At 59.9% G+C, this 26,034-nt stretch carries 27 protein-coding genes and 1 pseudogene; 17 read left to right on the forward strand and 11 right to left on the reverse strand.

Annotated elements, in window-relative coordinates; all coding sequences use genetic code 11:
• Positions 1-80 precede the first annotated feature (80 nt).
• The gene (locus ACA073_RS17445; protein ID WP_497398099.1) at positions 81-728 is read left to right on the forward strand and encodes a YceH family protein; all 648 of its coding nucleotides are present in this window, start codon (positions 81-83) and stop codon (positions 726-728) included.
• 127 nt (positions 729-855) lie between these two features.
• Here ACA073_RS17445 and ACA073_RS17450 read toward each other — a convergent pair whose 3' ends face one another.
• Positions 856-1,374 (reverse strand): cupin domain-containing protein, encoded by a 519-nt coding sequence (locus tag ACA073_RS17450; RefSeq protein ID WP_497398101.1) that lies wholly within the window; start codon positions 1,372-1,374, stop codon positions 856-858.
• Positions 1,375-1,575: 201 nt separating this feature from the next.
• Positions 1,576-2,394, reverse strand: a complete 819-nt coding sequence (locus tag ACA073_RS17455; RefSeq protein WP_497398103.1) for a shikimate 5-dehydrogenase — start codon at positions 2,392-2,394, stop codon at positions 1,576-1,578.
• Between the two features lie 245 nt (positions 2,395-2,639).
• Between ACA073_RS17455 and ACA073_RS17460 the strand changes: the two genes are divergently transcribed.
• The 3 genes from ACA073_RS17460 (at position 2,640) to ACA073_RS17470 (ending at position 3,862) form a co-directional block, all read left to right on the forward strand.
• Positions 2,640-3,008, forward strand: coding sequence for a hypothetical protein (locus tag ACA073_RS17460; RefSeq protein WP_461953970.1), 369 nt, complete (start codon positions 2,640-2,642; stop codon positions 3,006-3,008).
• Positions 3,009-3,372: 364 nt separating this feature from the next.
• Entirely contained in the window at positions 3,373-3,567 is a 195-nt protein-coding gene (locus tag ACA073_RS17465; protein ID WP_461953969.1) for a hypothetical protein, read from the forward strand.
• 112 nt (positions 3,568-3,679) lie between these two features.
• A complete protein-coding gene (locus ACA073_RS17470) occupies positions 3,680-3,862 on the forward strand; it encodes a hypothetical protein (RefSeq protein WP_497398106.1) in 183 nt (60 codons plus the stop codon).
• Here ACA073_RS17470 and ACA073_RS17475 read toward each other — a convergent pair.
• A complete protein-coding gene (locus ACA073_RS17475) occupies positions 3,859-4,920 on the reverse strand; it encodes an AI-2E family transporter (RefSeq protein WP_497398108.1) in 1,062 nt (353 codons plus the stop codon). The genes ACA073_RS17470 and ACA073_RS17475 overlap by 4 nt on opposite strands.
• Before the next feature lie 162 nt (positions 4,921-5,082).
• Here ACA073_RS17475 and trhP point away from each other — a divergent pair, with 162 nt between their 5' ends.
• Positions 5,083-6,408, forward strand: a complete 1,326-nt coding sequence (gene trhP, locus ACA073_RS17480; protein WP_497398110.1) for a prephenate-dependent tRNA uridine(34) hydroxylase TrhP — start codon at positions 5,083-5,085, stop codon at positions 6,406-6,408.
• 342 nt (positions 6,409-6,750) lie between these two features.
• Here trhP and ACA073_RS17485 read toward each other — a convergent pair whose 3' ends face one another.
• The gene (locus tag ACA073_RS17485) at positions 6,751-7,467 is read right to left on the reverse strand and encodes a FadR/GntR family transcriptional regulator (RefSeq protein WP_497398112.1); all 717 of its coding nucleotides are present in this window, start codon (positions 7,465-7,467) and stop codon (positions 6,751-6,753) included.
• Positions 7,468-7,748: 281 nt separating this feature from the next.
• On the opposite strand from ACA073_RS17485, the gene ACA073_RS17490 reads away from it, so the two are divergent.
• Together ACA073_RS17490 and gudD are read left to right on the forward strand one after the other, a co-directional pair.
• Positions 7,749-9,095, forward strand: coding sequence for an MFS transporter (locus tag ACA073_RS17490; protein ID WP_497398114.1), 1,347 nt, complete (start codon positions 7,749-7,751; stop codon positions 9,093-9,095).
• Between the two features lie 24 nt (positions 9,096-9,119).
• Positions 9,120-10,463 carry a glucarate dehydratase gene (gene gudD / locus ACA073_RS17495; protein WP_497398116.1) on the forward strand — a complete coding sequence of 448 codons (1,344 nt, stop codon included), beginning with the start codon at positions 9,120-9,122 and terminating at the stop codon, positions 10,461-10,463.
• A 130-nt stretch (positions 10,464-10,593) separates the two neighbouring features.
• On the opposite strand, the gene ACA073_RS17500 is transcribed toward gudD, so the two are convergent.
• Complete coding sequence (locus tag ACA073_RS17500; RefSeq protein WP_497398118.1) at positions 10,594-11,475, reverse strand: LysR family transcriptional regulator; 882 nt, start codon at positions 11,473-11,475, stop codon at positions 10,594-10,596.
• A 159-nt stretch (positions 11,476-11,634) separates the two neighbouring features.
• Between ACA073_RS17500 and ampC the strand changes: the two genes are divergently transcribed.
• Positions 11,635-12,801 (forward strand): class C beta-lactamase, encoded by a 1,167-nt coding sequence (gene ampC, locus ACA073_RS17505; protein ID WP_497398120.1) that lies wholly within the window; start codon positions 11,635-11,637, stop codon positions 12,799-12,801.
• Positions 12,802-13,002: 201 nt separating this feature from the next.
• Here ampC and ACA073_RS17510 read toward each other — a convergent pair whose 3' ends face one another.
• A complete protein-coding gene (locus ACA073_RS17510) occupies positions 13,003-13,551 on the reverse strand; it encodes a DUF4174 domain-containing protein (RefSeq protein WP_497398122.1) in 549 nt (182 codons plus the stop codon).
• Positions 13,552-13,731: 180 nt separating this feature from the next.
• Here ACA073_RS17510 and ACA073_RS17515 point away from each other — a divergent pair, with 180 nt between their 5' ends.
• Positions 13,732-14,100, forward strand: coding sequence for a VOC family protein (locus ACA073_RS17515; protein ID WP_497398124.1), 369 nt, complete (start codon positions 13,732-13,734; stop codon positions 14,098-14,100).
• Positions 14,101-14,119: 19 nt separating this feature from the next.
• Here the strand turns inward: ACA073_RS17515 and ACA073_RS17520 are convergent, their stop codons facing one another.
• On the reverse strand, positions 14,120-14,905 hold the full coding sequence (locus ACA073_RS17520; protein WP_497398126.1) for a sulfite exporter TauE/SafE family protein: 786 nt from the start codon (positions 14,903-14,905) through the stop codon (positions 14,120-14,122).
• 226 nt (positions 14,906-15,131) lie between these two features.
• Complete coding sequence (locus ACA073_RS17525) at positions 15,132-15,881, reverse strand: hypothetical protein (RefSeq protein ID WP_497398128.1); 750 nt, start codon at positions 15,879-15,881, stop codon at positions 15,132-15,134.
• 266 nt (positions 15,882-16,147) lie between these two features.
• On the opposite strand from ACA073_RS17525, the gene ACA073_RS17530 reads away from it, so the two are divergent.
• Both ACA073_RS17530 and ACA073_RS17535 read left to right on the forward strand, forming a co-directional pair.
• On the forward strand, positions 16,148-16,969 hold the full coding sequence (locus ACA073_RS17530) for an aldo/keto reductase (RefSeq protein ID WP_497398130.1): 822 nt from the start codon (positions 16,148-16,150) through the stop codon (positions 16,967-16,969).
• Positions 16,970-16,998: 29 nt separating this feature from the next.
• The gene (locus ACA073_RS17535) at positions 16,999-17,469 is read left to right on the forward strand and encodes a DUF1810 domain-containing protein (RefSeq protein WP_497398132.1); all 471 of its coding nucleotides are present in this window, start codon (positions 16,999-17,001) and stop codon (positions 17,467-17,469) included.
• Here the strand turns inward: ACA073_RS17535 and ACA073_RS17540 are convergent.
• Together ACA073_RS17540 and ACA073_RS17545 are read right to left on the reverse strand one after the other, a co-directional pair.
• A complete protein-coding gene (locus ACA073_RS17540; RefSeq protein WP_497398134.1) occupies positions 17,434-19,794 on the reverse strand; it encodes a DNA polymerase II in 2,361 nt (786 codons plus the stop codon). The genes ACA073_RS17535 and ACA073_RS17540 overlap by 36 nt on opposite strands.
• 194 nt (positions 19,795-19,988) lie before the next feature.
• Positions 19,989-20,822, reverse strand: coding sequence for an SDR family oxidoreductase (locus ACA073_RS17545; protein ID WP_497398136.1), 834 nt, complete (start codon positions 20,820-20,822; stop codon positions 19,989-19,991).
• Positions 20,823-21,038: 216 nt separating this feature from the next.
• Here ACA073_RS17545 and ACA073_RS17550 point away from each other — a divergent pair, with 216 nt between their 5' ends.
• Positions 21,039-21,947: a LysR family transcriptional regulator gene (locus ACA073_RS17550; RefSeq protein WP_497398138.1), complete on the forward strand. Its 909-nt coding sequence runs from the start codon at positions 21,039-21,041 to the stop codon at positions 21,945-21,947.
• 93 nt (positions 21,948-22,040) lie between these two features.
• The gene (locus ACA073_RS17555) at positions 22,041-22,481 is read left to right on the forward strand and encodes a CBS domain-containing protein (RefSeq protein ID WP_497398140.1); all 441 of its coding nucleotides are present in this window, start codon (positions 22,041-22,043) and stop codon (positions 22,479-22,481) included.
• A 127-nt stretch (positions 22,482-22,608) separates the two neighbouring features.
• Here the strand turns inward: ACA073_RS17555 and ACA073_RS17560 are convergent, their stop codons facing one another.
• Positions 22,609-23,232, reverse strand: coding sequence for a glutathione S-transferase (locus ACA073_RS17560; RefSeq protein WP_497398142.1), 624 nt, complete (start codon positions 23,230-23,232; stop codon positions 22,609-22,611).
• 363 nt (positions 23,233-23,595) lie between these two features.
• Here ACA073_RS17560 and ACA073_RS17565 point away from each other — a divergent pair.
• The 4 genes and pseudogenes from ACA073_RS17565 to ACA073_RS17580 all read left to right on the forward strand — a co-directional run.
• Positions 23,596-23,886, forward strand: a pseudogene (locus ACA073_RS17565) (DUF4349 domain-containing protein); the annotation flags it as partial.
• A gap of 125 nt (positions 23,887-24,011) precedes the next feature.
• Positions 24,012-24,533 (forward strand): DUF3455 domain-containing protein, encoded by a 522-nt coding sequence (locus ACA073_RS17570; RefSeq protein WP_497398144.1) that lies wholly within the window; start codon positions 24,012-24,014, stop codon positions 24,531-24,533.
• 128 nt (positions 24,534-24,661) lie between these two features.
• Positions 24,662-25,150: a sigma-70 family RNA polymerase sigma factor gene (locus ACA073_RS17575; protein WP_497404136.1), complete on the forward strand. Its 489-nt coding sequence runs from the start codon at positions 24,662-24,664 to the stop codon at positions 25,148-25,150.
• A complete protein-coding gene (locus ACA073_RS17580) occupies positions 25,147-25,866 on the forward strand; it encodes an anti-sigma factor (protein WP_497398146.1) in 720 nt (239 codons plus the stop codon). Before ACA073_RS17575 ends, ACA073_RS17580 begins: the two co-directional genes overlap by 4 nt.
• The last annotated feature ends 168 nt before the right edge of the window (positions 25,867-26,034 follow it).

A 26,034-nucleotide genomic window follows, 5' to 3' on the forward strand; every position in this document is an offset into this window, starting at 1 on the left:
TTCAGTTGCCATTGGCGCACGCCAATCTAAAGTGCATGCCAGCAGGAGAAGAATATGAACCGGGGTAAGGACGCAGCATCATGAGCACTGAGCAAGAAACGACCTTCGACGAGCCGCGCCTGAACAGCACGGAAACCCGCATTCTCGGTTCGTTGATCGAGAAACAGGCCACCAGCCCGGAAACCTATCCGCTGACCCTCAACGCCCTGGTGATTGCCTGCAACCAGAAAACCAGCCGCGAACCGGTGATGAATCTCACTCAGGGCCAGGTCGGCCAAAGCCTGCGCGCCCTCGAAGGGCGCGGGTTTGCCAAACTGGTGATGGGCAGCCGCGCCGACCGCTGGGAGCACAAGGTCGACAAGGCCCTGGAACTGGTGCCAGCGCAGGTGATTCTGACGGGACTGCTGTTTCTGCGAGGTCCGCAGACCATCAACGAGCTGCTGACCCGCAGCGGCCGCATGCATGAGTTCGAAGATGCCGAGCAGGTCGTGCATCAACTGGAGCGCTTGATTGCTCGCGGTCTGGCGTTGCTGATTCCGCGTCAGGCCGGGCAGCGGGAAGACCGCTATATGCATGCGCTGGGTGATCCGGCGGATATCGAAGCGATTCTCGCGGCACGGCAGAATCCGGTGGAACGAGGCTCGGTTAGCGGCGTTGCCGTGGAGCGGATTGAAGAGCTGGAGGCACGGATTGCAGCGCTGGAAGAGCGACTGGCACGCCTCGAATAACCAGCAGCACAGATCGAAATGTGGGAGCGGGCTTGCTCGCGAAAGCGGTCCGTCAGTCACATTGATGCCGGATGTGCCGCCGTCTTCGCGAGCAAGCCCGCTCCCACATTAAAAACTTGTGATGTGCCTACTCACCATCCCAGTAATCCACACCGTCAGCCTGTCTGGCGACAGCGACGAAGCCCGAGGCATTGCCCTCGGCGTCGACCTTGAAATCATCCATCACCGCGTATTTGCCGGAATCCGGGTACTCGCAAATCTCCGGCGATTGCTGGGTGCTGACCGCCAGGTAGCGCAGTTCACCGCTGCTGGTGTTGATGATCTGGTGCGCCGCTTCCGGACCGCCCGGCGGACAGGCGATCACGTCACCCGACCGAATGGGAAAACGCTCGGCCCCGAGACGGATCTCCCCCTCCCCCGCGACCACGTAAAACATTTCCTCGTTGACCCGATGGCTGTGAAACGGACTGCCACGCATGCCCGGCTCCAGCACGTACAAGCGATAACCGAGCTTTTGCGCACCCAGTTGCTGGCCGACGCGGGCCATCCTTTGTTGATAACGGCCGGCCGTTTCACCGCTCGGCGCCAGGGCTTCGGGCAGTGGTTCGAGTTCGACCTGATTCAGGTTGAGGATGGCGGGATGCATGGGAAACCTCGGGCACGGTGTTTTTTGGGGGGGCAAGTCTTTGCTTGCTGGCGGGGAGTATAGGCCCGGGTGGTCATTCATCTGGGAGACCGAGTCGCGCCCTTCGCGAGCAAGCCCGCTCCCACATTGAAATGCATTCCCCTGTGGGAGCGGGCTTGCCCGCGAAGGGGCAGGCACAGCCCACCAATAACTTGAGGAAAGTCAGCTCCGCGCAAACGCCACTGCTTTCTGAAACTGCTCCTCCGTCGGACGCACCCCGGTGTACAACACAAACTGCTCCAACGCCTGGATCGCAATCACTTCCAGCCCGGTGATCACTCGCTTGCCTTCGACGCGACCGCGCACGATCAGCGGCGTTTCCGAGGGGATCGCCACCACATCGAAGACCGTCTCCGCAGCAGCAATGACCTCGGCGTCAAAGGCCAGTTGATCGGCCTCAGGCCCGCCGGTCATGCCGATCGGTGTGACGTTGATCAGCATTTGCGAGCGCCGGGTGCCCAGCTCGGCTTGCCACTCATAACCCAGGGATTCCGCCAGGGCACGCCCGGCGCGCTCGTTACGGGCGACGATCAAGCCGTTTTTGTAACCGCCATCGCGCAAGGCACTGGCCACCGCCTTGGCCATGCCGCCGCTGCCACGCAGGGCAAAGGTCGAATCCTTTGGCACCTGGTGGGTTTCCAGCAATTGAGCGATGGCGATGTAGTCGGTGTTGTAGGCCTTGAGGTGGCCATCGGTATTGACGATGGTGTTGATCGATTGAATGGCGGCGGCGGATGCGTCCAGCTCATCGACCAGCGCAATGCAGGCTTCCTTGAACGGCATCGACACGCCACAACCGCGAATACCCAAGGCGCGAATACCGGCGACGGCGCCGGTCAGGTCCTGGCTACGGAAGGCCTTGTAGTAGAAATTCAGGCCCAGTTGTTCGTACAGGTGATTGTGAAATCGCAGGCCAAAGTTCCCCGGCCGCCCCGACAGGGACATGCACAGCTGGGTGTCTTTGTTGGGGTTCATCTGCATGAAAAATCTCCTTCGACAGCACTTTCAGATGGACGGGATTAGCCATTCCACCGCGTTGTGATCGATCATATTGAGTGCCCGCCCGCGGCAGCGCACGAGGGTAAAGAAACCGGTACAGACCTTACACAAAATTTACCCAACGGCTGTGCTGATTTTCAGAAAAACGCTGTCTTAGCTGTATCCCCGCGACAATCCTTGAGTCTATTGCAGACGCAAGCGCCGGGTTGAAGAACCGAGGAATGATCATGATCCGTAAAATCCCCACAGTTGCCTTGCTGATCGGTGCTCTTGCTATCGCAGGGCAGGCAGAAGCTGGCGGCGGTCACGGTTGGCAAGGTCCAGCGGTATTTGGCGCGATCGTTGGCTCGGCCATCGTCGGTTCGGCCATCATCAACAGCAACCGGCCCGTCTATGTCCAGCAACCGGTTTACTACCAGCCGCAACCGGTGTACGTGCAGCAACCGCCACCGGTTTACTACCAGCCGGCCCCGGTCTACGTGCAACAACCGGTCTATTACGCCCCGCCGCCGGTTTACTACGGTCCACCCCGCGGCTATTACGGCCCGCCACGCGGTTATTACTATGGCCATCCCCACGGTTATGGCCGCTGGTAACAGGCTCACAGGCCAAATGCTTGTAGGAGCGAGCTTGCTCGCGATGGACGCCAACGATAACGCGTATTCTCTGGATACACGCGTCGTCCTGAAGTCCATCGCGAGCAAGCTCGCTCCTACACTGACAGGCATTACTCACAAGGCCCCGCATTTATAGCGGGCTTTTTTATGTCCGTTCGTCGGTGAAGGTCTGAATAAATCTCGCCAAGGTCGCTATCGGGACAGTCCCGCCGACTCAAGCGGGCAAGATTGACTCAAGCGCCCTTCCCCCGCGCCGGGGGAACCGGTCATGTTTATGTCATGAGAGGTCCGCAAGCGTGGATCTGTCCGTCAACAACAGGTTGATAACAACAAGGACGACCTGATGCCCACGCAAAACCCGCATCGCGATATCAGCTTGTGCACCTCCGGCAAGGTGTACAACGCCCTGACTGAACTCAAACACCTGGAAGGCCATCGCAGCGCCAAGTTTCTTTCGCTGCTGGCCGAAAACCTGGTGCGCAAAGGCCTGCTCAACGAGCACGAAGTGGTCCACATGCTGGACCTGGTGGTCGACTGACAGACAAGCGGTCGTTTGGGCCCGCTGGCGTCAATGACGACTATCGAAAGCGTTGATTTCTCGTTCAAGCACCGGATCCGTAAGGTAGCTCCATCGATTGATGGAGGTACTTATGTCCCAGGTTCAGATCATGTCCGTTATCGGCAGCGCCGTTCCCGCACCGCTTAGAGAGCTGGGATTGCTCGCCTGTTGGTATCTGGTGCAGGACGGCGAACCGATCAGCGGTCCGCTCACATCGCTTAACGCCGCCAAGGCACTGTCGCAACGCCTCGGCACCGGTCGACTCAGCGCTTAAGGCAACTGCACCCGCGGTTGGGTTTCGATGAAAATGTCCCAGCTCGACATGAACAGCGCCGCGATCAAGGGCCCGATGACAAAACCGTTGAGCCCGAAAATCGCCAGGCCGCCGAGGGTCGAGATGAGGATCAGATAGTCCGGCATCTTGGTGTCCTTGCCCACGAGGATCGGTCGCAGCACGTTATCCACCAGGCCGATCACGAACACGCCGAACAGCCCCAGCACCACGCCCTGCCAAAGGGCCCCGCTAAACAGGAAAAACGCCGCCACCGGCGCCCAGACAATCCCCGCGCCCACCGCTGGCAACAGCGACAGAAACGCCATCAGCACCGCCCAGAGCAACGCGCTCGGGATGTCGAGAAACCAGAAAATCAAACCGCCCAACGCACCTTGCGTGAGGGCTACCAGCAGGTTGCCCTTCACCGTGGCGCGCACCACGCGGTTGAACTTGAGCTGCAAACGGCGTTTCTGGTGTTCCTCCAGCGGCACGGCGGCGCGAACTTTGCGCGCCAGTTCTGCACCGTCGCGCAAAAAGAAGAACAGCAGGTAAAGCATGATGAAAAATCCAATCAGAAAATCAAAGGTGCCCTGCCCGAAACTGAACGCCTTCGTGGCAATGAACTCATTGCCCGACACCGCACTCTTGATGATTTTCTCCCGCAGCCCGTCCAGCTCGCCAACCCCGGCCCGATCGAGGATGAGCTGAAAGGACTTCGGCAGGCTGTGCTTGAAATGCGTCACATACCCCGCGATGTCCAGTTCGCCGCTTTCGATGCTCTTGTACAGCGCAGCGCCCTCTTGAACCAGCAGGATACTGAGGATGATCACCGGGAGAATGGCGATCATCAGGCAGATACCCAGGGTAAGCAGCGACGTCAAGTTACGCGGCCAGCCAAACTTCAGTTGCAGACGACGCTGCAGCGGCGCGAAGAGAATGCCGAGGATCACTGCCCAGAACACTGCGCCGTAGAACGGCAGCAAAATCCAGATAAACGCAACGGTCACCAGCCCAAGCAGAGCCACCAGCGATTTGTTTTTTACCGTCTCTTCGTTCATGTCCGATCCATGTCAGTCCGCAGGGACGCAATGTCGCGTCCTGATGCTTAGTCCGCCACGGTTCGCGCGAGTGCCATCCGTTGTTCATCAAGCATAGATCCAGATCAATGAAACCTGCGACCAAGCCGATTACCCTCGCGGTTTTTTGCGATCGACCCGCCCATGACCCTCGCCACGCCTGAACTGCTCGCCCCCGCCGGCACCCTGAAAAACATGCGTTATGCCTTCGCCTACGGCGCCGATGCGGTGTATGCCGGCCAACCGCGCTACAGCCTGCGGGTGCGCAACAACGAATTCGACCACGCCAACCTCGCGCTCGGTATTAGCGAGGCGCAATCCCTGGGCAAGCGTTTTTACGTGGTGGTGAACATCGCCCCGCACAACGCCAAGCTCAAAACCTTTCTCAAGGATCTGGAGCCGGTAATCGCCATGGCGCCGGACGCGCTGATCATGTCCGACCCCGGCCTGATCATGCTGGTGCGTCGGCACTTCCCGCAGATGCCGATTCACCTGTCGGTGCAGGCCAACACAGTCAACTGGGCGAGCGTCGAGTTTTGGCAGCAACAAGGCTTGAGCCGGATCATCCTTTCACGTGAACTGTCCCTGGAAGAAATCGCCGAAATCCGTCAGCAAGTGCCCGCCATGGAACTGGAAGTGTTCGTCCACGGCGCGCTGTGCATGGCCTATTCCGGCCGCTGCCTGTTGTCGGGTTACATGAACAGGCGCGATGCCAATCAGGGCAGTTGCACCAACGCCTGTCGCTGGAAGTACTCCGCGCAAGAAGCCACGGAAAACCAGCTCGGCGAGATTGTGCAGACCTTCCAGCCCGAACCGACCCTTGGCATTGGCGCACCGACCGATCAGGTGTTCCTGTTGCAGGAAGCCAATCGACCGGATGAACTGATGCCGGCGTTCGAGGACGAACACGGCACTTACATCATGAACGCCAAGGACCTGCGCGCCGTGCAGCATGTCGAGCGTCTGACGCAGATGGGCGTGCACTCCCTGAAAATCGAAGGCCGGACCAAATCCCATTTCTATTGCGCGCGGACCACTCAGGTGTATCGCCGGGCGATCGACGATGCAGTGGCCGGTCGCGCGTTTGATCGCAGCCTGATGACGGATCTGGAATCACTCGCTCAGCGCGGTTATACCGAAGGTTTTCTGCGTCGGCATGTGCATGACGAATACCAGAACTATCAGAGCGGCAGTTCGGTATCGGAGCGGCAGCAGTTTGTCGGTGAGCTGACCGGCGAGCGGCGTGACCGGTTGGCGGAGGTCAAGGTGAAGAACCGCTTTGGCCTGGGCGATCACATGGAACTGATGACGCCCACGGGCAACTTCCACTTCGATCTGCATCAGTTGCAAAACATTAAAGGCCAGTCGATTGAAGTGGCGCCGGGGGACGGGCACACGGTGTACCTGCCGATTCCGGATGCGGTGGATTTGCGGTTCGGGTTGTTGATGCGAGATATCTGCGCGACGTGATTTTCAATGTGGGAGCGGGCTTGCTCGCGAAGAACGATGACGTGGTCAACCTGCCCGACACAAAAAACCCGGCACACTGGCCGGGTTCTGTTTAGCGCCTGTCATCGGACAGCGGTGTCGGCTCATCCGGCGGAGGCACCTCCTCTTGCGCGGCCGGATCCATCCAGTCCTCAGGCCGATCAGGCTCTGTGCCAGCCGGGTCCCGGATCGGGTCCGTACCAGGTGGAGCATCGTGATCCATTGAGTTAGCCATGACGCACCTCATTGATGAGGTCCAGCAAATCTGGGCCGTATTCGTTGGAAACAGGTGCAGGAATCGCGTGCTAACGAGTAGACAGACGGCTAATCGCGATCCGCGAGAAACCGGTCCCGGCTGTTGGTCAGGTGCAGCCACATGGCCGCCCGCGCCGCATCCGCATCCTGACGTTTGATGGCGTTGAGAATCGCCTCATGCTCAAGGTTGGCAAGCTGCCCGAGCTTGCTCAAATCCGCCGCGCCGCGTTCGGCAGCATTGACCCTCGTCCGTGGAATCATGGCGCTGCCCAGGTGCTGCATGATTTCGGTAAAGCAGACATTGCCGGTGGCTTCAGCGATCAGCAGATGAAAACGCTTGTCGGCTTCGACGCAGCTGTCGTTGTTGGCGAGCAGGCTTTGATAGTCGTCCAGCGCTTCGCGCATTTGCGCCAGGTGCTGATCCGTGCGCCGCATGGCCGCCAACGCGGCGGCCTGGGTTTCGAGGCCCATGCGCAATTCCAGAATGCTGCGCACCCCTAGCGCGGTATCGACATTCAGTCGCAGCCCCTGCTCCGGCGCGCGCTCGATAACGAACGTGCCGATGCCGTGCCGGGTTTCCACCAATCCGGACGCCTGCAACTTCGAGATCGCCTCGCGTACCACGGTGCGACTGACGCCGTGCTCCTGAACAATGGCGTTCTCCGAGGGAAGCTTGTCCCCCGGCAGCATCTGGCCGAGCAGAATGCTCTGGGTCAGTTTGGCGACCAGGTCGTGGGCCAGGTTGTGAGTGCGCTTGCGGGCAGGCGCGTCGAGGTCTTCTTGCATGGCGGTCATCCGAAAGCAGAGCTGCGGGAATCGTAGCACCGCAATCAAGTGGAATCCTCAATAAACGCTCACCAACTTGTATGACAACATTCAAGAATCGTTAAAAATAAGCCTTGGAAAGACTCACCTACAGCCAGTCAAAGAATGAAAAACCGCAAACAAATAGCCATTTCTCTGGACATTTCCACTTGCAGAATAAAAAAATGTAGTTGTATGATGTCTAGCAACATCGCAGCACCCAGCAACACCCCGCATAAAAATAATCAGTGGGAGAAAACCAAGTGAAGACATCCATCTCCGGGATACACGACGGCGCCGATTCGGTCCTGAAGTCCGCCATCTCGAAAGTGAAACGCCACGTTCTGCCGCTGTTCGTCATCATGTTCATCGTCAACTACATCGACCGCGTGAACATCGGCTTCGTCCGCGCCCACATGGAACATGACCTGGGCATTGGCGCTGCCGCCTACGGCCTCGGCGCCGGTCTGTTCTTCATCGGTTACGCGCTGTTCGAAGTTCCTTCCAACATCCTCCTGCAAAAAGTCGGCGCGCGAATCTGGCTGACCCGCATCATGCTGACCTGGGGCCTGGTAGCCGCGGGCATGGCCTTCATCCAGAACGAAACCCACTTCTACATCCTGCGATTCCTGCTGGGCGTGGCTGAAGCCGGGTTCTTCCCGGGGGTGATTTATTACTTCACTCGCTGGTTGCCGGGGGTGGAACGCGGCAAGGCCATTGCGATTTTCCTCAGCGGTTCGGCCATTGCCTCACTGATCTCCGGCCCGTTGTCCGGGTTGCTCCTGCAAATCAGCGGGTTCGGAATGCACGGCTGGCAATGGATGTACTTCATCGAAGGCATGTTCTCCGTCGGGCTGTGCGTATTTGTCTGGTTCTGGCTGGACTCCAAACCCCACGACGCCAAATGGCTCAGCCGCGAAGAGCAAGACGCGCTGGTCAACGCCATCGAGGACGAACAACTGGCCCGCGAAGCCGCGACGCCGATCAAACCGTCTTTGGGCAAGCTGCTCAAGGATCGCCAGATCATCCTGTTCTGCCTGATCTATTTCTTCATTCAGCTGACCATCTACGCTGCGACCTTCTGGTTGCCGAGCATCATCAAGAAGATGGGAGACCTCAGCGATATTCAGGTCGGGCTGTTCAACTCGATCCCTTGGTTGCTGTCGATTGTCGGCATGTATGCCTTCGCCTCGCTGTCGGCGAAATGGAAACACCAGCAAGCCTGGGTGGCCGCAGCGCTGCTGATCGCGGCAGCCGGGATGTTCATGTCCACCACGGGCGGGCCGGTCTTTGCCTTTGTTGCGATCTGCTTCGCGGCGCTGGGTTTCAAATCTGCTTCGTCATTGTTCTGGCCGATTCCCCAGGCGTATCTGGATGCACGGATCGCCGCTGGCGTCATCGCACTGATCAACTCGGTGGGCAACCTCGGCGGCTTCGTCGCACCGACCACGTTTGGTCTGCTCGAAGAGCACACCGGTTCGATTCAGGGCGGGCTGTACGGGTTGGCCGCAACCTCGATCATTGCCGCGATCATCGTCTTTGCCGCCCGTAACACACCGAAAACTGCACCGACCGTTGCGCTGGGCAAACCAACGCCTGAGCACGCCTGAGCACCGGTCTACAAGGACAAGAAAATGAATACACAAGACACTGCAAAAGCCCCGATCATCACCAGCATGCAAGTGGTTCCAGTAGCCGGTCACGATGGCATGCTGCTGAATCTGAGCGGCGCACACGGCCCGTTTTTCACCCGCAACATCGTGATCCTCAAGGACAACGCCGGCCACACCGGCGTCGGCGAAGTGCCTGGTGGCGAGCGTATTCGGCAGACGCTGGAAGATGCTCGCAGCCTGGTGGTCGGCAGTCCGATCGGCACGTACCAGAAGATCCTCAATCAGGTGCGCCAGACCTTCGCCGACCGCGATGCGGGCGGACGTGGTTTGCAGACGTTCGACCTGCGCATCACCATCCATGCCGTCACCGGCCTGGAAGCGGCGTTGCTCGACTTGCTCGGTCAGCATCTGGACGTGCCGGTGGCCGCCCTGCTCGGCGAAGGCCAGCAGCGCGATGAAGTGAAGATGCTCGGTTATCTGTTTTATGTCGGCGATCGCAACGCAACCGACCTGGCGTACCGCAGCGAACCGGACGCCGACAACGACTGGTTCCGCGTACGCCACGAGAAAGCCATGACTGCCGACGCCGTGGTGCGCCTCGCTGAAGCTGCCCACGCTCGTTATGGTTTCAAGGATTTCAAACTCAAGGGTGGCGTGCTCAGTGGTGATGAGGAAATCGAAGCGGTCACCGCGTTGGCCGAATGCTTTCCCGATGCGCGTATTACCCTCGATCCGAACGGCGCCTGGTCGCTGCAAGAAGCGATTCGTTTGTGCCGGGATCAGCATCATGTTTTAGCTTACGCCGAAGACCCGTGCGGCGCGGAAAACGGTTACTCGGGTCGCGAAGTCATGGCTGAATTCCGTCGCGCGACGGGCCTGAAAACCGCGACCAACATGATCGCCACCGACTGGCGGGAAATGGGTCATGCGATCCAGTTGCAATCGGTGGACATTCCGCTGGCCGACCCGCATTTCTGGACTATGCAGGGTTCGGTTCGCGTGGCGCAGATGTGCCACGAATGGGGCCTGACCTGGGGCTCGCATTCCAACAACCACTTCGATATCTCCCTGGCGATGTTCACCCACGTCGCGGCCGCCGCACCGGGTGACATCACCGCCATCGACACCCACTGGATCTGGCAGGACGGCCAGCGCCTGACCAAGGCGCCGCTGCAAATCGTCGACGGTTGTGTTCAGGTGCCGAAGAAACCGGGACTGGGCGTCGAGCTGGACATGGATCAGTTGGCCAGGGCCCATGAGCTGTACAAAGGCATGGGACTGGGTGCGCGGGACGACAGTGTGGCGATGCAGTTTCTGATTCCCGGTTGGAAGTTCGATAACAAGCGGCCGTGTCTGGTGCGCTAGCCGTCGGTACGCCGCAATCCCCCCTGTGGGAGCGGGCTTGCTCGCGAAGGCGGCGTGTCAGTCGACATCAATGTTGAATGTGATGCCGCCTTCGCGAGCAAGCCCGCTCCCACAGGGGGGATTGCGGTGTTCAGTCGTTCAGTTGTGCCGTTTGCAGCAGCCAACACTTGAACGCCGCCATCGCCGATGTCTCGGATCGTGACTGCAAGCGGGTCAGCCAGTAACTGCCGGTGGTGATGCCGATGGCGAACGGTTGCTCGATGGCACCCGCCGCCAGTTGTCGGGCGAACATCAGCGGTGGCGCCAATGCCACGCCCATTCCTTGCAGCGCCGCCTCCATCATCGCCAGCGACGAATCGAAGACGATGCTCCGGGGCGGGGCGGCATGGGCAGGCAGGCCGGTGGCTTGAAACCATTCGGGCCACTCATCCGTGCGATAGGAACGCAGCAGCGTTTGCTGCAACAGATCGTCGGGCGTGTGCAGTTGCCGGGCAATCTCGGGAACGCACAGCACCGACAAAGGCGCCTCGATCAAACGCACCGCTTCAATTCCGTGCCACGCCCCCGCACCAAACCGAATCGCGTAATCCAGCCCTTCCGCCGCCACGTCCACCCGATTGTTGTTGGTCGACAGGCGCAAATCTATGAACGGATGTTTCGCCTGGAAGTCGGCCAATCGCGGCAACAACCAGCCCACCGCAAACGTTCCCACTGCGCCCACCGTCAGCACTTCGCGAAAATGCCCGCCCTCGAAACGCTCGAGGGTTTCGGCGATGCGGTCAAAGGACTCTCGCAGCACCGGCAGCAAGGTCTCCCCTTCACTGGTCAGCATCAAGCCGCGGGGCAAGCGTTTGAACAGCGTGACGTTGAGTTGGACTTCGAGGCTTTTGACCTGATGACTCACCGCAGCCTGTGTGACGCACAATTCCACCGCCGCCCGTGTGAAACTCAGGTGGCGCGCGGAGGCCTCGAAAGCGCGCAGTGCATTGAGCGGTAATTGCGGCCGGATCATGCCAACTCCCCAATTTTTCTAATGGCTCATCCGAAATAACGTCGTTTGTCGATGGCCGGCAAAGTGACTAGATTTGGCACGCTCATCGGCAGACCGATGCGTAAACCGCTCGGAGTGTAGCGGGTTTAATCATCAAACCTTATGGACAGCGGCTCAATCATGCACAACTTCAAACTCAGCAAGGTCTTATCCTACAGCGCTTTCGGACTGTTCCTTGGTGCGGGTTACTGCGTTGCCGGAAATCAGACTGACGCACGGATCGAAGCGGCGGTGAAAGCCGCTGTCGTACCGGTCATGCAGCAACAGAACATTCCAGGTATGACCATCGCGATCACGGTTGATGGCAAAAAGCATTACTTTAACTACGGCGTGGCCTCGAAGGAAACCGGCACGCCGGTCACCGAAAGCACCTTGTTCGAGATCGGCTCGGTGAGCAAAACCTTCACCGCCACCCTCGCCGCCTACGCCCAGGCCAGCGGCAAACTGTCTCTGTCCGACACGGCCAGACACCTCCTGCCGGCGTTGCGCGGCAGCGCGCTCGATCACGTCAGCGTGCTGCAACTGGGCACCTACACCGCCGGTGGCCTGCCGCTGCAATTCCCGAGCGATGCCGATGCAGCGGACAAGATGCTCGGCTATTTCAAACAGTGGAAACCGGTGTACGCCGCTGGCAGCCATCGACAGTATTCGAACCCGAGCCTGGGTCTGTTCGGTTATCTCGCGGCCCACAGCATGGGCCAGACGTTTGACGCGCTGATGGAAAAGACCTTGCTGCCTAAACTCGGGTTGCAGCACACCTTTCTCAAGGTGCCGCAGGATCAGATGGCGCTTTACGCTCAGGGTTACAACAAGGAAGACAAACCGGTGCGGGTCGGGCCGGGGGCACTGGATTCGGAGGCGTATGGCGTGAAAACCAGCGCTTCGGATCTGCTTCGCTACGTTGAAGCGAACATGAAGTCGTCAGGCCTTGAAGTGACGATGCAGCAGGCCATCGCCACGACGCATACCGGCTATTACAAGGTTGGCGACATGACCCAGGGCCTGGGTTGGGAGTTCTACAACTATCCGGTCAGCCTCGATACGTTGCTTGCCGGCAATTCGTCGCAGATGGCCTATGAACCCCATGAAGTTAAGTGGGTGAACCCGCCGCAAGTTCAACCGGACAATGTGCTCCTCAACAAGACCGGTTCAACGAGCGGCTTCGGTGCTTATGTGGCGTATGTGCCGTCGAAGGATATTGGCATCGTGATCCTGGCCAACAAAAACTATCCGAATCCGGAGCGGATAAAAATCGCTCATGCGGTGTTGAGCACATTGACCGAGTAACTCTGGAATCAATCATTTGTGGCGAGCGACTTTCCTGTGGGAGCGGGCTTGCTCGCGAAGAGGGCGTATCAGTCGACATCATTGTTGCCTGACACGCCCTCTTCGCGAGCAAGCCCGCTCCCACAGAGGTAAGCGGCGTAAACAAAAATGGGCGACCTGTCGAGGTCGCCCATTTTCGTTAGCGCATGGCTATTCACGTATTCAATCGTCAGGCATTTCTGCTGGCTTGGCGGGCTTCGCCGGTTTGCCCGGTTTTGTCCCTTTGGCACCCTTCTCCGGCGCGGCTTCAGTAACCGGCGGCGGTGTGGGCACCGTGGCTTCTTTCTCGGTCGGCGGCAATTCGTCGACGGTTTTGAAAATCGTCTTCAGCTCAACCGCATCTGATTGCTCAAGTTTCTTTTCGCCGTCCTTGCCGACCAGAATCACCTTGGTCTTTGCCCCGGCCCCCAACTTGAGCGAACGGATCAATGCCGCCGTGTCTTGCGGCCCCAGGTCCTTGCCTTCGCGCTGGCCCATCAAGTTGAGCACGGTGTACAGGACCATATTGCGGTCGGTGAATTCTTTGCGATTGGCCGGCTCATCCAGCGACTTTTTCAGGCTGACCCATGCAGGATCGACCGTGCTCGGTGCGATGACAATCAACGGCCGGGACCTGCCCTTGTCCATGTCCAACGGTGAGTCGCCATCGGCGGCGAGCAAGGGGCCGGCGATCGCCAGCAGGGTTGCCAGGGTCAATGACCTGATGAGCATGCGCATCTCCTTTTGATATCCACGCTCTAATGATTGCGCATCGCGGCGATCGTTCCGGGTGACGTACCGCAATTGTGCCTCGCCTTGACCCAAGCTTAGGTCAGGGCGGTCATTGCGCAACAGGCTGGACTAATCTCATAGCTCATGCAGAAACCGACTGATCCGCCGTGAGGACTCTCGATGAGCGCTCAGCTGAATCACACCATCGTCTGGTGTCGCGACAAGCAGACATCGGCCAACTATCTGGCGGACCTCCTCGGCCTGCCCGCCCCTGAACCCTTTGGCCCGATGCTGATCGTCAGGTTCGACAACGGCGTGTCGCTGGACTACTACGACAATGACCCGCCGATAGCCTCCCAACACTATGCGTTCCTGATCGGTGACGACGATTTCGATGCGGCCTTCGCGCGCCTGCAAGCCGCAAAGCAACCCTGGTGGGCTGATCCGGGCAAGCAGCGACCCAAAGAGATCAATGACTATGCGGGAGGACGGCGCGTTTATTTCGATGACCCGGACGGGCATCTGCTGGAGATTTTCACCCGTGAATGACTGACACCTGAGGCAAAAATCAGAACGCCAGTTTGTAGCCGATCAGCACCAGCATCGTGGCCAGGCACGGACGCAACACTTCATCGGAGATACGGCCCGTCAGGTGGCTGCCCAGGTAAATCCCCGGCAGCGAACCGACCAACAAGTAACCCAGCACATGCCAGTCCATGTTGCCCATGCTGGCATGGCCAAGACCGGCGACCAGGGTCAGCGGCACGGCGTGGGCGATTTCCGTGCCGACCAGACGGCGAGTCGGCAGCAGCGGATAGAGGATGAACAACGCCACGGTGCCCAGGGCGCCTGCGCCGATGGAGGTCAGGGCCACCATGGTGCCGAGGATCAGACCGGTGATCACGGTCAGCACATTCAAGCGCTGGCCGCTCGGGTTGTATTGGCCGCCAGCGCGTTTGTGGGCGAAATCGAGCAAGCGTTTCTTGAAGAAAATCGCCAGCGCCGTGGCAAACAGCACGAAGCCCAGCGCCTGTTTGATGATGGCGTTCATCGCGTCCGGAGAGGTTTGCAAACTGCTGAGGAACCACAGCGTCAACGCCACCGCCGGCACACTGCCGAGGGTCAGCCAACCGGTAATCGCCCAGTCGATGTTCTTGTTCTTGCGATGAACCAGCACGCCGCTGGATTTGGTAATCGCCGCGTACAGCAGGTCCGTACCCACCGCCGTCGCCGGATTGATGCCGAACCACAGCAGGATCGGCGTCATCAGCGAGCCACCGCCAACGCCGGTCATGCCGACAATGAAACCCACCACTAAACCCGCAACAACCAAACCAAAGTTAACGAAATCCATTAACACGCCCACTGAAAACGCATAAAAAATCTGGCCCGCAGCATAGCGATTTTTCTTATAACCACTTATATCGTTGCGGTCTATCGTTATGCCCGGAGTTCACGCAATGCTTCCTGTGGATGCACGAACCCTGTGGGAGCGGGCTTGCTCGCGAAGGCGGTCTTACAGTCAACATAATTGCCGAATGTTAAACCGCGTTCGCGAGCAAGCCCGCTCCCACAGGAGGTCACTGCACGGGCAGGAAATTGAGGAACAGCAGGCTCTGCGCGTAATTCAGGCCGATCCGCCGGTAGCGCTCGTCCAGCATCTGGGTCAGCAGGTCCAGGCGCGCGACGATCTTGCCGAACTCCACGGCGAAACTCAGGTTGCTGCCCTCCTCCGAGATTTCGTTGGAGAACAGCAAGGGTTCGCCGTTTGTGTTCTGCCGCTGACTGAGGATCCAGGTGGCTTTCTCGATGTTGCGCGCGGCGTTGTTGACGAAGGTGGGGTTGATCGCATCGGTCATGTAGAACTCCAGCCGGTTGCCGTGCGCGGTGACCAGCATGCTGCCGATGGCATAGATAAAGGCTCCGACCCGGTCGCCGAGAAACTCCGGACTCATGGCGTAACTCAGCGCCGCCAGATCTTTCTTGCCCCCCAGCGTCGGCAGCGGCTGCTGCTGTTCAATGGCCATGCGCACCTGATTGCCTGCGGTGCGGGCGTCGAGGAAACCGGACTTTTTCAGCTCCTGCGGGTTGCGCAGGTAGAGCTTGCTCATGAGCAGGTAGAGGCTGTCGAGGTTGTCGCGCATCGCCAGGGTGGCCATACGGTCGACGCTGGTCTGGAGGAATTCCTGGGGCCGGCCTTCACGAAACTGGCTGACGATGTCCCGGCCTTGCTGCTGGCTGCACCCGGTCGTGAACAGCATCGACAGGACGGCGAGCAGCAGGCAATGGCGGCCGATGTGCACAGCGGTGAGGGGTAAAACTCGGGCCATGGGGGCTTGGACTTGGCATGGGCCGGCGGTGGGGATCGCCGCAGGCTGGCCAAGGATAGAGCCGTGGATTAGGAAAAAGTGCAGTGCCGGCAGTCCGTAAGTGCTGGCAGCGTGGTGTTCAGGTGAACCGTGTTCGCAGGATTTGCGAGGACTTTCTCCGAACGCGGCCGGCCTCGCGGGCTCGGCAGCGGCCACAGATGGACGGAACCCATGGGCAATTCTGCTGCCAACCGAAGTATCGACTGAATGACATAAAGGAGCTTTTCATGCGGACCCTCGAACTGGCCGGCGTCAACGTACCCGTCATTGGCCAGGGCACCTGGCGCATGGGTGAAGATCACGCTCGACACGCTGAAGAAGTCGCCGCGCTGCGCCTTGGCATCGAGTTGGGCATGACCCTGATCGACACCGCTGAAATGTATGCCGAAGGTGGCGCCGAGGACGTGGTGGGCGAAGCGATCGCCGGCCTGCGCGACAAGGTGTTTCTCGTCAGCAAGGTCTATCCGCACAACGCCGGCCGCAAAGGCATTCCCCTGGCCTGCGAGCGCAGCCTGCGCCGTTTGAACACCGACTACATCGACGTGTACCTGTTGCACTGGCGCGGCCAGTATCCGCTTGAAGAAACCGTCGAAGCCTTCGAACGCCTGCGCGAAGACGGCAAGATCGGCCGTTGGGGTGTGTCCAATTTCGATGTCGATGACCTGCAGGAACTGGCCTCCCCGGCCTGCGCCACCAATCAAGTGCTCTACAACCTGGAAGAACGCGGCATAGAATTCGACTTACTGCCGTGGTGCCAACAGCATCGGCAGCCATTGATGGCGTACTGTCCCATCGGCCAGGGCGGGAGTTTGCTGGCCCACCCGACGCTCACTCAGGTGGCCGCCCGTCACGGCGTGACACCGGCGCAGATAGCGCTGGCATGGATTCTGCGACAGGATGACGTGATCGCCATCCCCAAAGCGGTCCGGCCTGAACACGTGCATCTGAATGCGCAAGCCGCACAATTGCGGCTTGAGGTCGGAGATCTGGAGGCGCTAGACCACGCATTTCGCGCGCCAAAACGCAAACAGCGACTGGCCATGGTCTGAGCCATCGCGGTTCTGTCAGAGGGCTTCTCATGAGAAGCACCGATCAGCTCGACACGTTCAACCTGCAGCGCTTTATCCAGGCGCAGGACCCGGTGTTTGAGCGAGTGAAAAACGAACTCGGCGCAGGACGAAAGCGCAGTCACTGGATGTGGTTTATCTTTCCGCAATTCATCGGCCTGGGCGGCAGCGAAATGTCGCAACGATATGCCATTCACTCGAGCGAAGAGGCTTCAGCCTATCTGGAACATGCATTGCTGGGGTCCCGACTGCGAACTTGCTCACAATTGGTGCTGAACATCCCGCAGCGCTCCATCGCGGAGATTTTTGGCCATCCGGACGACCTTAAATTCCATTCGTCGATGACCCTGTTCGCCCAGATCGCCCCGAAAGACAGCACGTTTCAACAAGCGCTGGACCAGTACTTCCACGGAATCCCGGACGCGTGGACATTAACGCTGCTGGACTCAAAACAGGCCCAACTGCCCCCCAATCAGGGTTGAGAAATCGTCATCCACGAACGGCAGAATCGCATCGGCCACCGGTTGCAGCTGCCGGGTGACGTAATGGTCGTAATCGATGGGCGCACTGCGGATCTCCAGCGGCTCGGGCCCGGCGACGGTGATCACGTAGCTGATCCAGCCGCCGTTCTGGTATTGCCGTGGGCGACCCTGCTGATCGTTGTAGTCGTCGGCGATCCGCGCCGCGCGAACATGCGGCGGTACGTTGCGTTCATAGTCGTCCAGGGTGCGGCGCAGGCGCTTGCGGTAAATCAGGCGATCATCAAACTCGCCGGCCAGGGTTTTGCGCACGTACTCGCGCACATAATCCTGATACGGCTGGCGATGGAAGATCCGCGTGTACAGCTCTTGCTGAAACTGTCGGGCCAGCAGCGACCAGTCAGTGCGCACGGTTTCCAGCCCCTTGTAGACCATCTCGTCCGTGCCGTCGTCACGTGCGACCAGCCCGGCATAACGCTTCTTGCTGCCCTCCTCGGCGCCACGAATGGTCGGCATCAGAAAGCGCTTGTAGTGGGTTTCGAACTGCAACTCGAGTGCGCTTTCCAGCCCGTACTCGCGCACCACATGCTCGCGCCACCACTGGTTAACGTGGTCCACCAGCGCACGGCCGATCTGCGCCGCTTCCTGCTGACCGTGGGCTCGGCGCAGCCAGACAAACGTCGAGTCAGTGTCGCCGTAGATCACCGTGTGCCCCTGGGCTTCGATCAGTTGCCGGGTGCGCAGCATGATTTCGTGGCCGCGCAACGTGATCGACGAAGCCAGACGCGTATCGAAGAAGCGGCAGCCGCTGGAACCGAGCACACCGTAGAAGGCGTTCATGATGATCTTCAGCGCCTGGGACAGCGGCGCGTTGTGTTCGCGCTTGGCGGTTTCACGGCCCTCGGCGACCCGGGCGACAATCGCCGGCAGACAATGCCGGGTTCTGGAAAAACGCGCACCGCGAAAACCCGGCACGGACTCGTTGTCGTCGGGATGCCGCATGCCTTCGATCAACCCGACCGGGTCGATGAGGAAGGTGCGGATGATCGACGGATAGAGGCTTTTGTAGTCGAGCACCAGCACCGATTCGTACAGACCCGGCTGCGAGTCCATGACAAATCCGCCTGGGCTGGCCTGCGCCGGTTTGGTCCCGAGGTTGGGCGCGACAAAGCCCTGACGATGCATCAACGGCATGTACAGGTGCGTGAACGCTGCTACCGAACCACCGCTGCGATCCGCCGGCAAACCGGTGACGCTGGCCCGTTCGAGCAGGAAAGTGAGCAATTGGGTTTTGGCGAAAATCCGCGTGACCAGTTCGCAATCCTTGAGGTTGTATTTGGCGAGGGCCGGTTTGTCCTCGGCGAACATGCGGTTGATTTCGTCCATGCGTTGGTACGGCGTACTGATCGCCTTGCCTTCGCCGAGCAGGGTTTGCGCGACGTTTTCCAGGCTGAACGAGGGGAAACTCCAGGTTGCCGAACGCAGGGATTCGATGCCGTCGATGATCAATCGCCCGGCGGCCGAAGCGAAGTAATGGTTGCGACTGCCGTGTTCGCGCCACTGCATTTCTTCGCCGCCACGCCCCAGTTTCAGCGGCACCGCCAGCCGTCGGGCGTGTTCGTGCAGTACGCGCAAATCGAACTGCACGACGTTCCAGCCGATGATCGCGTCAGGGTCATGTCGGGCAAACCATTCGTTGAGTTTCTTCAGCAGCAGGGTTCGGGAGTCGCAGTATTCGAACTGAAAATCCACCTCGCTGTCGTCGCCATTCGGTGGGCCGAGCATATAGACCTGGCGCTCGCCGCAGCCTTCCAGGGCAATGGAATACAGATCGCCTTGAGCGGTGGTTTCGATGTCCAGGGACACCAGTCTGAGCGTTGGCCGATAGTCGGGATCGGGCTTCATCTGCGCGTCGAGCAGCAGGCCTTCGGCATTCGGTGTGCCACCGAAGATGACCGGTGCAGTGATGAAGCGCTCCATCATGTAGCGTTCCGGCGGACGCACATCGGCCTCGAACATTTCGACGCCGGCCTTGCGCAGCGCGGTTTCCAGACGCATCAATTGACCGTGCTGCCGGCAATACAGACCGAGCACCGGGCGATGTTCGAAATCCTGCAGAGCCAAGGGTTTCAGCTCGACGTTTTTTTCGCCGTGCAACACCTCTTCGGCCTGCCCGCGCTGCTCGGCCGGGATGAACGCCACCGACGGTTGATGCGGCAGGCGGATACGCCGGGGACCGGTGTCGGTCGCCAGCCAGAACTCGACTTCCGTACCGGCCGGGGTATCGCGCCAATGCCGGGTCAGGACGAAGCCCCGCTGTAAATCCACCACTGCAACCTCAAATCTGATTCAGGCGGTGATTCTACGCGTCATCGCCGGCGATAGCGCTCTCTGTGATATGGCTGCGATCCCTGTGGGAGCGGGCTTGCTCGCGAAGGCGGCGGCATATCCAACATTGATTTGACTGACCCACCGCTTTCGCGAGCAAGCCCGCTCCCACAGGTTTTGAGTCAGGCCACAGATTAGCGGCTGCCTGTGGAAAACTTGCCACGCATCATCGCCATGTACTCGACTTCCGAGGTCTCCCGGCGCGCTTTCACCAGTGGTTCGATGTCTTGGGTTGCGACGTAGCGCAACTGGTCCGTGCCATCGCTGGCCGCCCCGAAGATGACTTGCGCCACATCCTCCGACGTGGCCAGGCGCTCCCCGCGCAATCCTTCGAACACCTTCAAAGCCGCGCCGACAAATTTGTCGTAATCCGCCGGAGTCGCCAGCTCTGCCGCCTCCGCCGCGGACCGTGCGCCAAACCCGGTGCTGATCACCCCGCCCGGCTCGACGATTTTCACCACGATGCCCAGCGCCGCCAGCTCGTAGGACAGCGACTCCGAAAACCCTTCCAGAGCGAATTTGCTGGCGCTGTACGCCGAAATCATCGGCAGACCAAAGACACCGGCGCCGGAGCTGACATTGATGATCACCCCGGCCTGGCGCTGACGGAAGTGCGGCAGGATCGCTCGGGTCACGTCCATCACGCCGAAAACGTTGACGTCGAACTGCTCACGGATTTTCTCGCGGGACGTGCCTTCGAAGACGCCGGACAAGCCAAAACCGGCGTTGTTGACCAGTACGTCGATCTGGCCGAAACGCTCAATGCCCGCTGCGATAGCGGCATCGATGCTGGTCGGGTCCTGGACGTCGAGGCGCGTGACCAGCACCCGCTCAAGCGCTGCGAGGTCTGCGCCGACAGCGGGGTTACGCATGGTCGCGACGACGTTCCAGCCTTGTGCGGCAAACAGGTGTGCGGCGGATTGGCCGAAGCCAGTGGAGGCGCCGGTGATGAGGACGGTCTGGGTCATTGGAGTGCTCTCTATCAGCGAAAGGAGTTCATCTGTGGGAGCGGCTTGCTCGCGAAGGCGGTGTGTCAGATGGCATTTGTATTGACTGACCCACCGCCTTCGCGAGCAAGCCCGCTCCCACAGGGGAAATGTGATGTGGCAGCAACCACGTTAGGCCCCAGCCATCCTTCAAACAATCGGGCTAATATGGGATGAACTGATGCAGGAATCAGCACAATGCAAAAAATGGGATTGGTCGAACTCAACGCCGTGGTCGCTGTATCGACCCACCGCAGTTTCCGCCGCGCTGCCGATGAGCTGGGCATGTCGCCCTCGGCCATGAGCCACGCCATCGCGGCGCTGGAGCAGAGAATGGGCGTTCGTTTGTTCAATCGCACCACGCGCAGCGTGTCGCTGTCCGAGGCCGGCGAACAGTTTCTGGCGCGGGTGCGGCCGGCGCTGCACGAGATCTCGGCGGCGATGGAAGCGGTCAATCAGTTTCGCGATACACCGAGCGGCACCCTGCGTATCAACGCCACCGAAGGCGCCGTGCAGACGATCATGACCCCGGTGGTGGTGGAATTCCTCAAACGCTACCCGGACATGCGCCTGGACATCATCACCGATACAGCCCTGGTGGACATCGTCGCCGACGGTTTTGACGCGGGCATTCGCCTGGCCGACAGCGTGCCGCTGGACATGATTGCCGTGCCGTGCAGCCCGCCGCTGCAATTTGCGGTGGTCGGCTCGCCGGCTTACTTCGCCAGCCACCCGAAGCCCAAATCGCCGGCGGACCTCGCCAGACACAACTGCATCCGCACCCGGTTTGCCAGTGGCACGATTTATCGCTGGGAATTCGAGAAGCGCGGTCAGCAGCAGATCATCGACGTCAACGGGCCGCTGACCCTCGACAGCCATCAACTGATTGTCGAAGCCGCACTGCAAGGCGTCGGGCTGGCCTGCACCAGCGAATTCACCGTTGCCGGGGAGATCGCCAGTGGCCAGCTAATCCGGGTGCTGCAAGACTGGACGCCGCCCTACTCCGGCCTCTGCCTGTACTACCCGGCCAATCGTCATGTTCCCGCCGGCTTGCGTGCGTTTATCGACCTGATACGTGAGGTTTACCAAAGAAAAACCAACGAATGACGTTTTTTGCGCGGTATCTGCCGCTTTATCCCTTGCCCTCAGCGCTTGCGTCTACGATTCTTCAAGAACAACGACAACACCCGAGATGCCATCATGAAAACCGTCGCCCAACTGCTCAAGTTGAAAGATCAGAAAAACCAGGAAGTGCACCAGATCAAGCCCGATCACATGGTGCTGGAAGCACTGATGAAGATGGCCGAGAAGAACGTTGGCGCCTTGCTGGTGGTAGAGGATGACCAAGTGCTGGGCATCATCAGTGAACGTGATTACGCGCGCAAACTGGTGCTGCATGGCCGTTCTTCGGTGGGCACGCCGGTGCGCGACATCATGGTGTCCCCGGTGATCACCGTGGACACCCATCAAACCGTCGATACTTGCCTGGGCATCATGTCCGACAGACGCCTGCGCCATCTGCCGGTGGTGGAGAACGGCAAGCTGATCGGTTTGCTGTCGATCGGCGACCTGGTCAAGGAAGCCATCGCTGAACAGGCTGAACTGATTCAACAGTTGGAGCAGTACATCCGCGGGGAATAACTCCAAAACGCCGCAAAATTACTGTGGGAGCGGGCTTGCTCGCGAAAGCGGTGGGTCAGATGGGATGTGTATTGACTGACACACCGCTTTCGCGAGCAAGCCCGCTCCCACATTTGATTAGCGGTGCTCAGGATGGCCAATGCCGCGCAAAGACCGGTGCCAGTGTCGGGTGCCGGTCGATTCGCTCCAGCCAGGCGAAAAACCCGGGCCGGGCGCTGCGCAAATGCTCCCGGCTGCCCGCCCATCGCGTAATCACCGCCGCCAGCACATCCAGCGCACCCGGCGGCTCATCGCCCAGATACAACTCGCCTGAGAACTGATCGGCAAACACCTCCCAACTCCAGTGCAATCGTTCACGAGCGCCGGCCTTGAGGTTGTCTCTGGAGTGCTTGTCCGCCACGACTAACCAACGTTCGGGGTAATCGATGATGCCGATCGCCGCGTAACAATTGCTGACAATGTACACCAGACCACGGATAGCCTGATCGCGCTCGGCGGCGTTATCCGGCAGCAGGTTCGACTTGGGAAACGTGAGCCCGAGATGAATCAGGATCGCCGCACTTTCGGTGAGAATGCTGCCGTCAGGCAGTTGCAAGGTCGGAATCTGCTTGAGCGGGTTGAGTTTCTCCAGGGCGTGGGCCGCCTCCGGGGATAGCTCGACGTCGATGAAGCGGTAAGGAATCTCACAGAGCTCCAGCGCGGCTTCAACGGCGGCGGCGCCGGAGTTCTGGTGTCCGTATAGCTGATACATATCGCGCTCCTGGCGAGACGAACAGATAGTCAGTAGACGAGTGGGTAAAGGTCACGTTCCCTGCCATTTGGCAGATCGCTGCAGCTTAGATGCGCGAGAATTTGTAGGAGCGAGCTTGCTCGCGATGGATTTCAGGACGACGCGTACATCCAGAAAATTCGCGTTACCGTTGGCGTCCATCGCGAGCAAGCTCGCTCCTACAGGAGTCCGTTTTCGCCTTCGGGTACATTCTGGCCTGCCTGGCGATAAGTGCCTGCTTGCCGAGCGACCACTCGTCATCAGCCAGTCTAGCTGGTGAACAAGGGCCTGGCGGGGCCATGCTCGCCTATGAACACGAACTGCAACTGTTGCTGCCCCAGGCACAAGGAGCAGGCCGGAATCGAGAACGATCTGCAAGCGCTGGCGCAGATTGCCGCCGGGCACCAGCGGCGTCTGGAGACCAATCGGGTCACGCTGTCGTTCCTGCCGACCGGCGCCAGCAGTCGCTCGTCGCACCTGAGTCAGGCGTTCAGCAATTTGCTCGACAACCTGGCCGACGGCGCCGCCGATGCGCTGGAAAAAATCAGCTACGCGCTACCGTTCCTGATCCTGGCGTTCCCGCTGTTCATGTTGTGGGTCTGGTTGTGGCGCAAGTTAGTTCGGCGTCGAAGTTGAGTCGGGAGAACGCCACCGCCATTCATTATTTTTTTGGCCACTGCATCCAAACCGCTTTCCGACGGGTAGTACCTGTAGCAGCCCTGTTGCTGCGCAGCGAATTACTCATTTACGGAGAGATAGTCATGAACGCCAGACAGCTGATTTGCCTTGCCGGTTTGCTCGCCGCCGTTCCTGCGGCCTTTGCCCAGACCGGTCTGCCCGACAACATCAAGGTTCCGGACGGACACAAGGTCGCCATGGAAACCACCGGGGTCGGCGAGATCACCTACGAGTGCCGTGACAAGGCCAACGCGGCCGGCCAGACCGAATGGTTCTTTGTCGGGCCCAAAGCAGTGCTCAATGATCGCAGCGGCAAACAGGTCGGCACTTACTTCGGCCCGCCGGCTACCTGGCAAGCAAAGGATGGCTCCAAGGTGACCGGCACCCAGCTGGCCGTCGCACCGTCGAGCCCGGGCAATCTTCCTTATCAACTGGTCAAGGCCAACCCGGCCGAGGGCAAAGGCGCGATGAGCGGCGTCAGTTACATTCAGCGCGTGGCCCTCAAGGGTGGCGTTGCCCCAAGCGTGGAATGCACGGCGGCCAACAAGGGCAAGCAGGAAGTGGTGAAGTATCAGGCGGACTACATTTTCTGGGCGGCCAACTGAAGGGGTGCTGCAGAAACTGGTCTACGCTGCTCTGCACATGCCCCGGCCCTCTGGCCCGGGGCTATCGCCCATTATTAACGCTGAGATCAGTGTCCTTGCCCGAACCCTTTTTCGACTATGAAGGTCGCATGGCCGCCTGTGGCCGAGGCGAGCGTCAGGCCCTGCGGGATTTGTATGTACAGGAAAGTCCGCGGCTGCTCGGCGTTGCCAAGCGTTTGGTGCGCGACACCGCGCTGGCCGAAGACATCGTCCACGATGCGTTCCTCAAGATCTGGGCCGGTGCCGCAGGTTTCGACCCGGCGCGAGGAACGGCACGCGGCTGGATGTTCAGCGTGACCCGGCACCTGGCGCTTAACTTCATCCGTGACAACAGCCGCGAAATTCAGGGCGATATCGACGTGCAGAATGACGCTGAAACCTTCGATGCCCAGGCTCACTCGTCACGCATTCATCTGTGCCTGGAGCAATTGGAACCTGTGCGACGCAGCTGCATCCTGCACGCCTACGTCGACGGTTATTCCCATGCTGAAATTTCACACAAACTCGGCACCCCGCTGGGCACCGTCAAAGCCTGGATCAAGCGGAGCCTGACGGCATTGCGGGAGTGCATGGGATGACCACCCGACCTGCGGATGAAACCCCGGACGAACTCGACGAACTGGCCAGCGAATATGTGCTGGGCACACTGTCGGCCGAACGGCGCACCGAGGTTCAGCAACGCCTGCACGAAGATGCCGGACTGCGTACGGCAGTGGACAACTGGGAGCGTCGCTTGCTGGGCCTGACTGACCTCGCCGAGCCCGAGACCCCATCGCCCCATTTGTGGCAGCGCATCGAGCGCAGCGTCAACGCCTTGAGCCGACAACCGGCAGCGCCAGTGGTTGAGTCGTCATCCTGGTGGAATCTGCTGCCCCTGTGGCGCGGGCTCGCCGGCGCGGGGCTGGCGACCACGTTATTGCTCGGCGCGTTGATGCTGACGCAAACCACGGTAAAACCGACTTATCTGGTGGTGCTGGTCGCGCCTCAGGACAAAGCGCCGGGCTGGGTGATACAGGCCAGCAACCCCAGGGAAATCCAGTTGATTCCGTTGGGGGTTGCGCAGGTTCCGCAGGACAAGGCGCTGGAGTTCTGGACCAAGGCCGAAGGCTGGCAAGGACCGGTGTCGCTGGGGTTGGTCAAACCGGGACAAACGCTGTCGGTGCCTCTGGATAAACTGCCGCCGCTGGAACCCGACCAACTGTTCGAGATGACCCTGGAAAACCCCAACGGCTCGCCAATCGGCAAGCCTACCGGGCCGATTCAGTTTATCGGGCGGGCGGTGAAAGTGATCTGAAAGGCACACGCCAGCCGACCCGTACAGAAGCGCCGATCAACCGCTTTGTCGCTGAAGGCGGCTCGGATCGTCTGATTGAAAGCCGTGCAGTATGAATGAATGGCTTTACCGCAGGACTCGACAAAAAACCCGGCCTCATCAGCCTAATGCTGTTCACTTAAGCGCGGG

The organism is Pseudomonas sp. LBUM1670 (genome assembly GCF_059695695.1).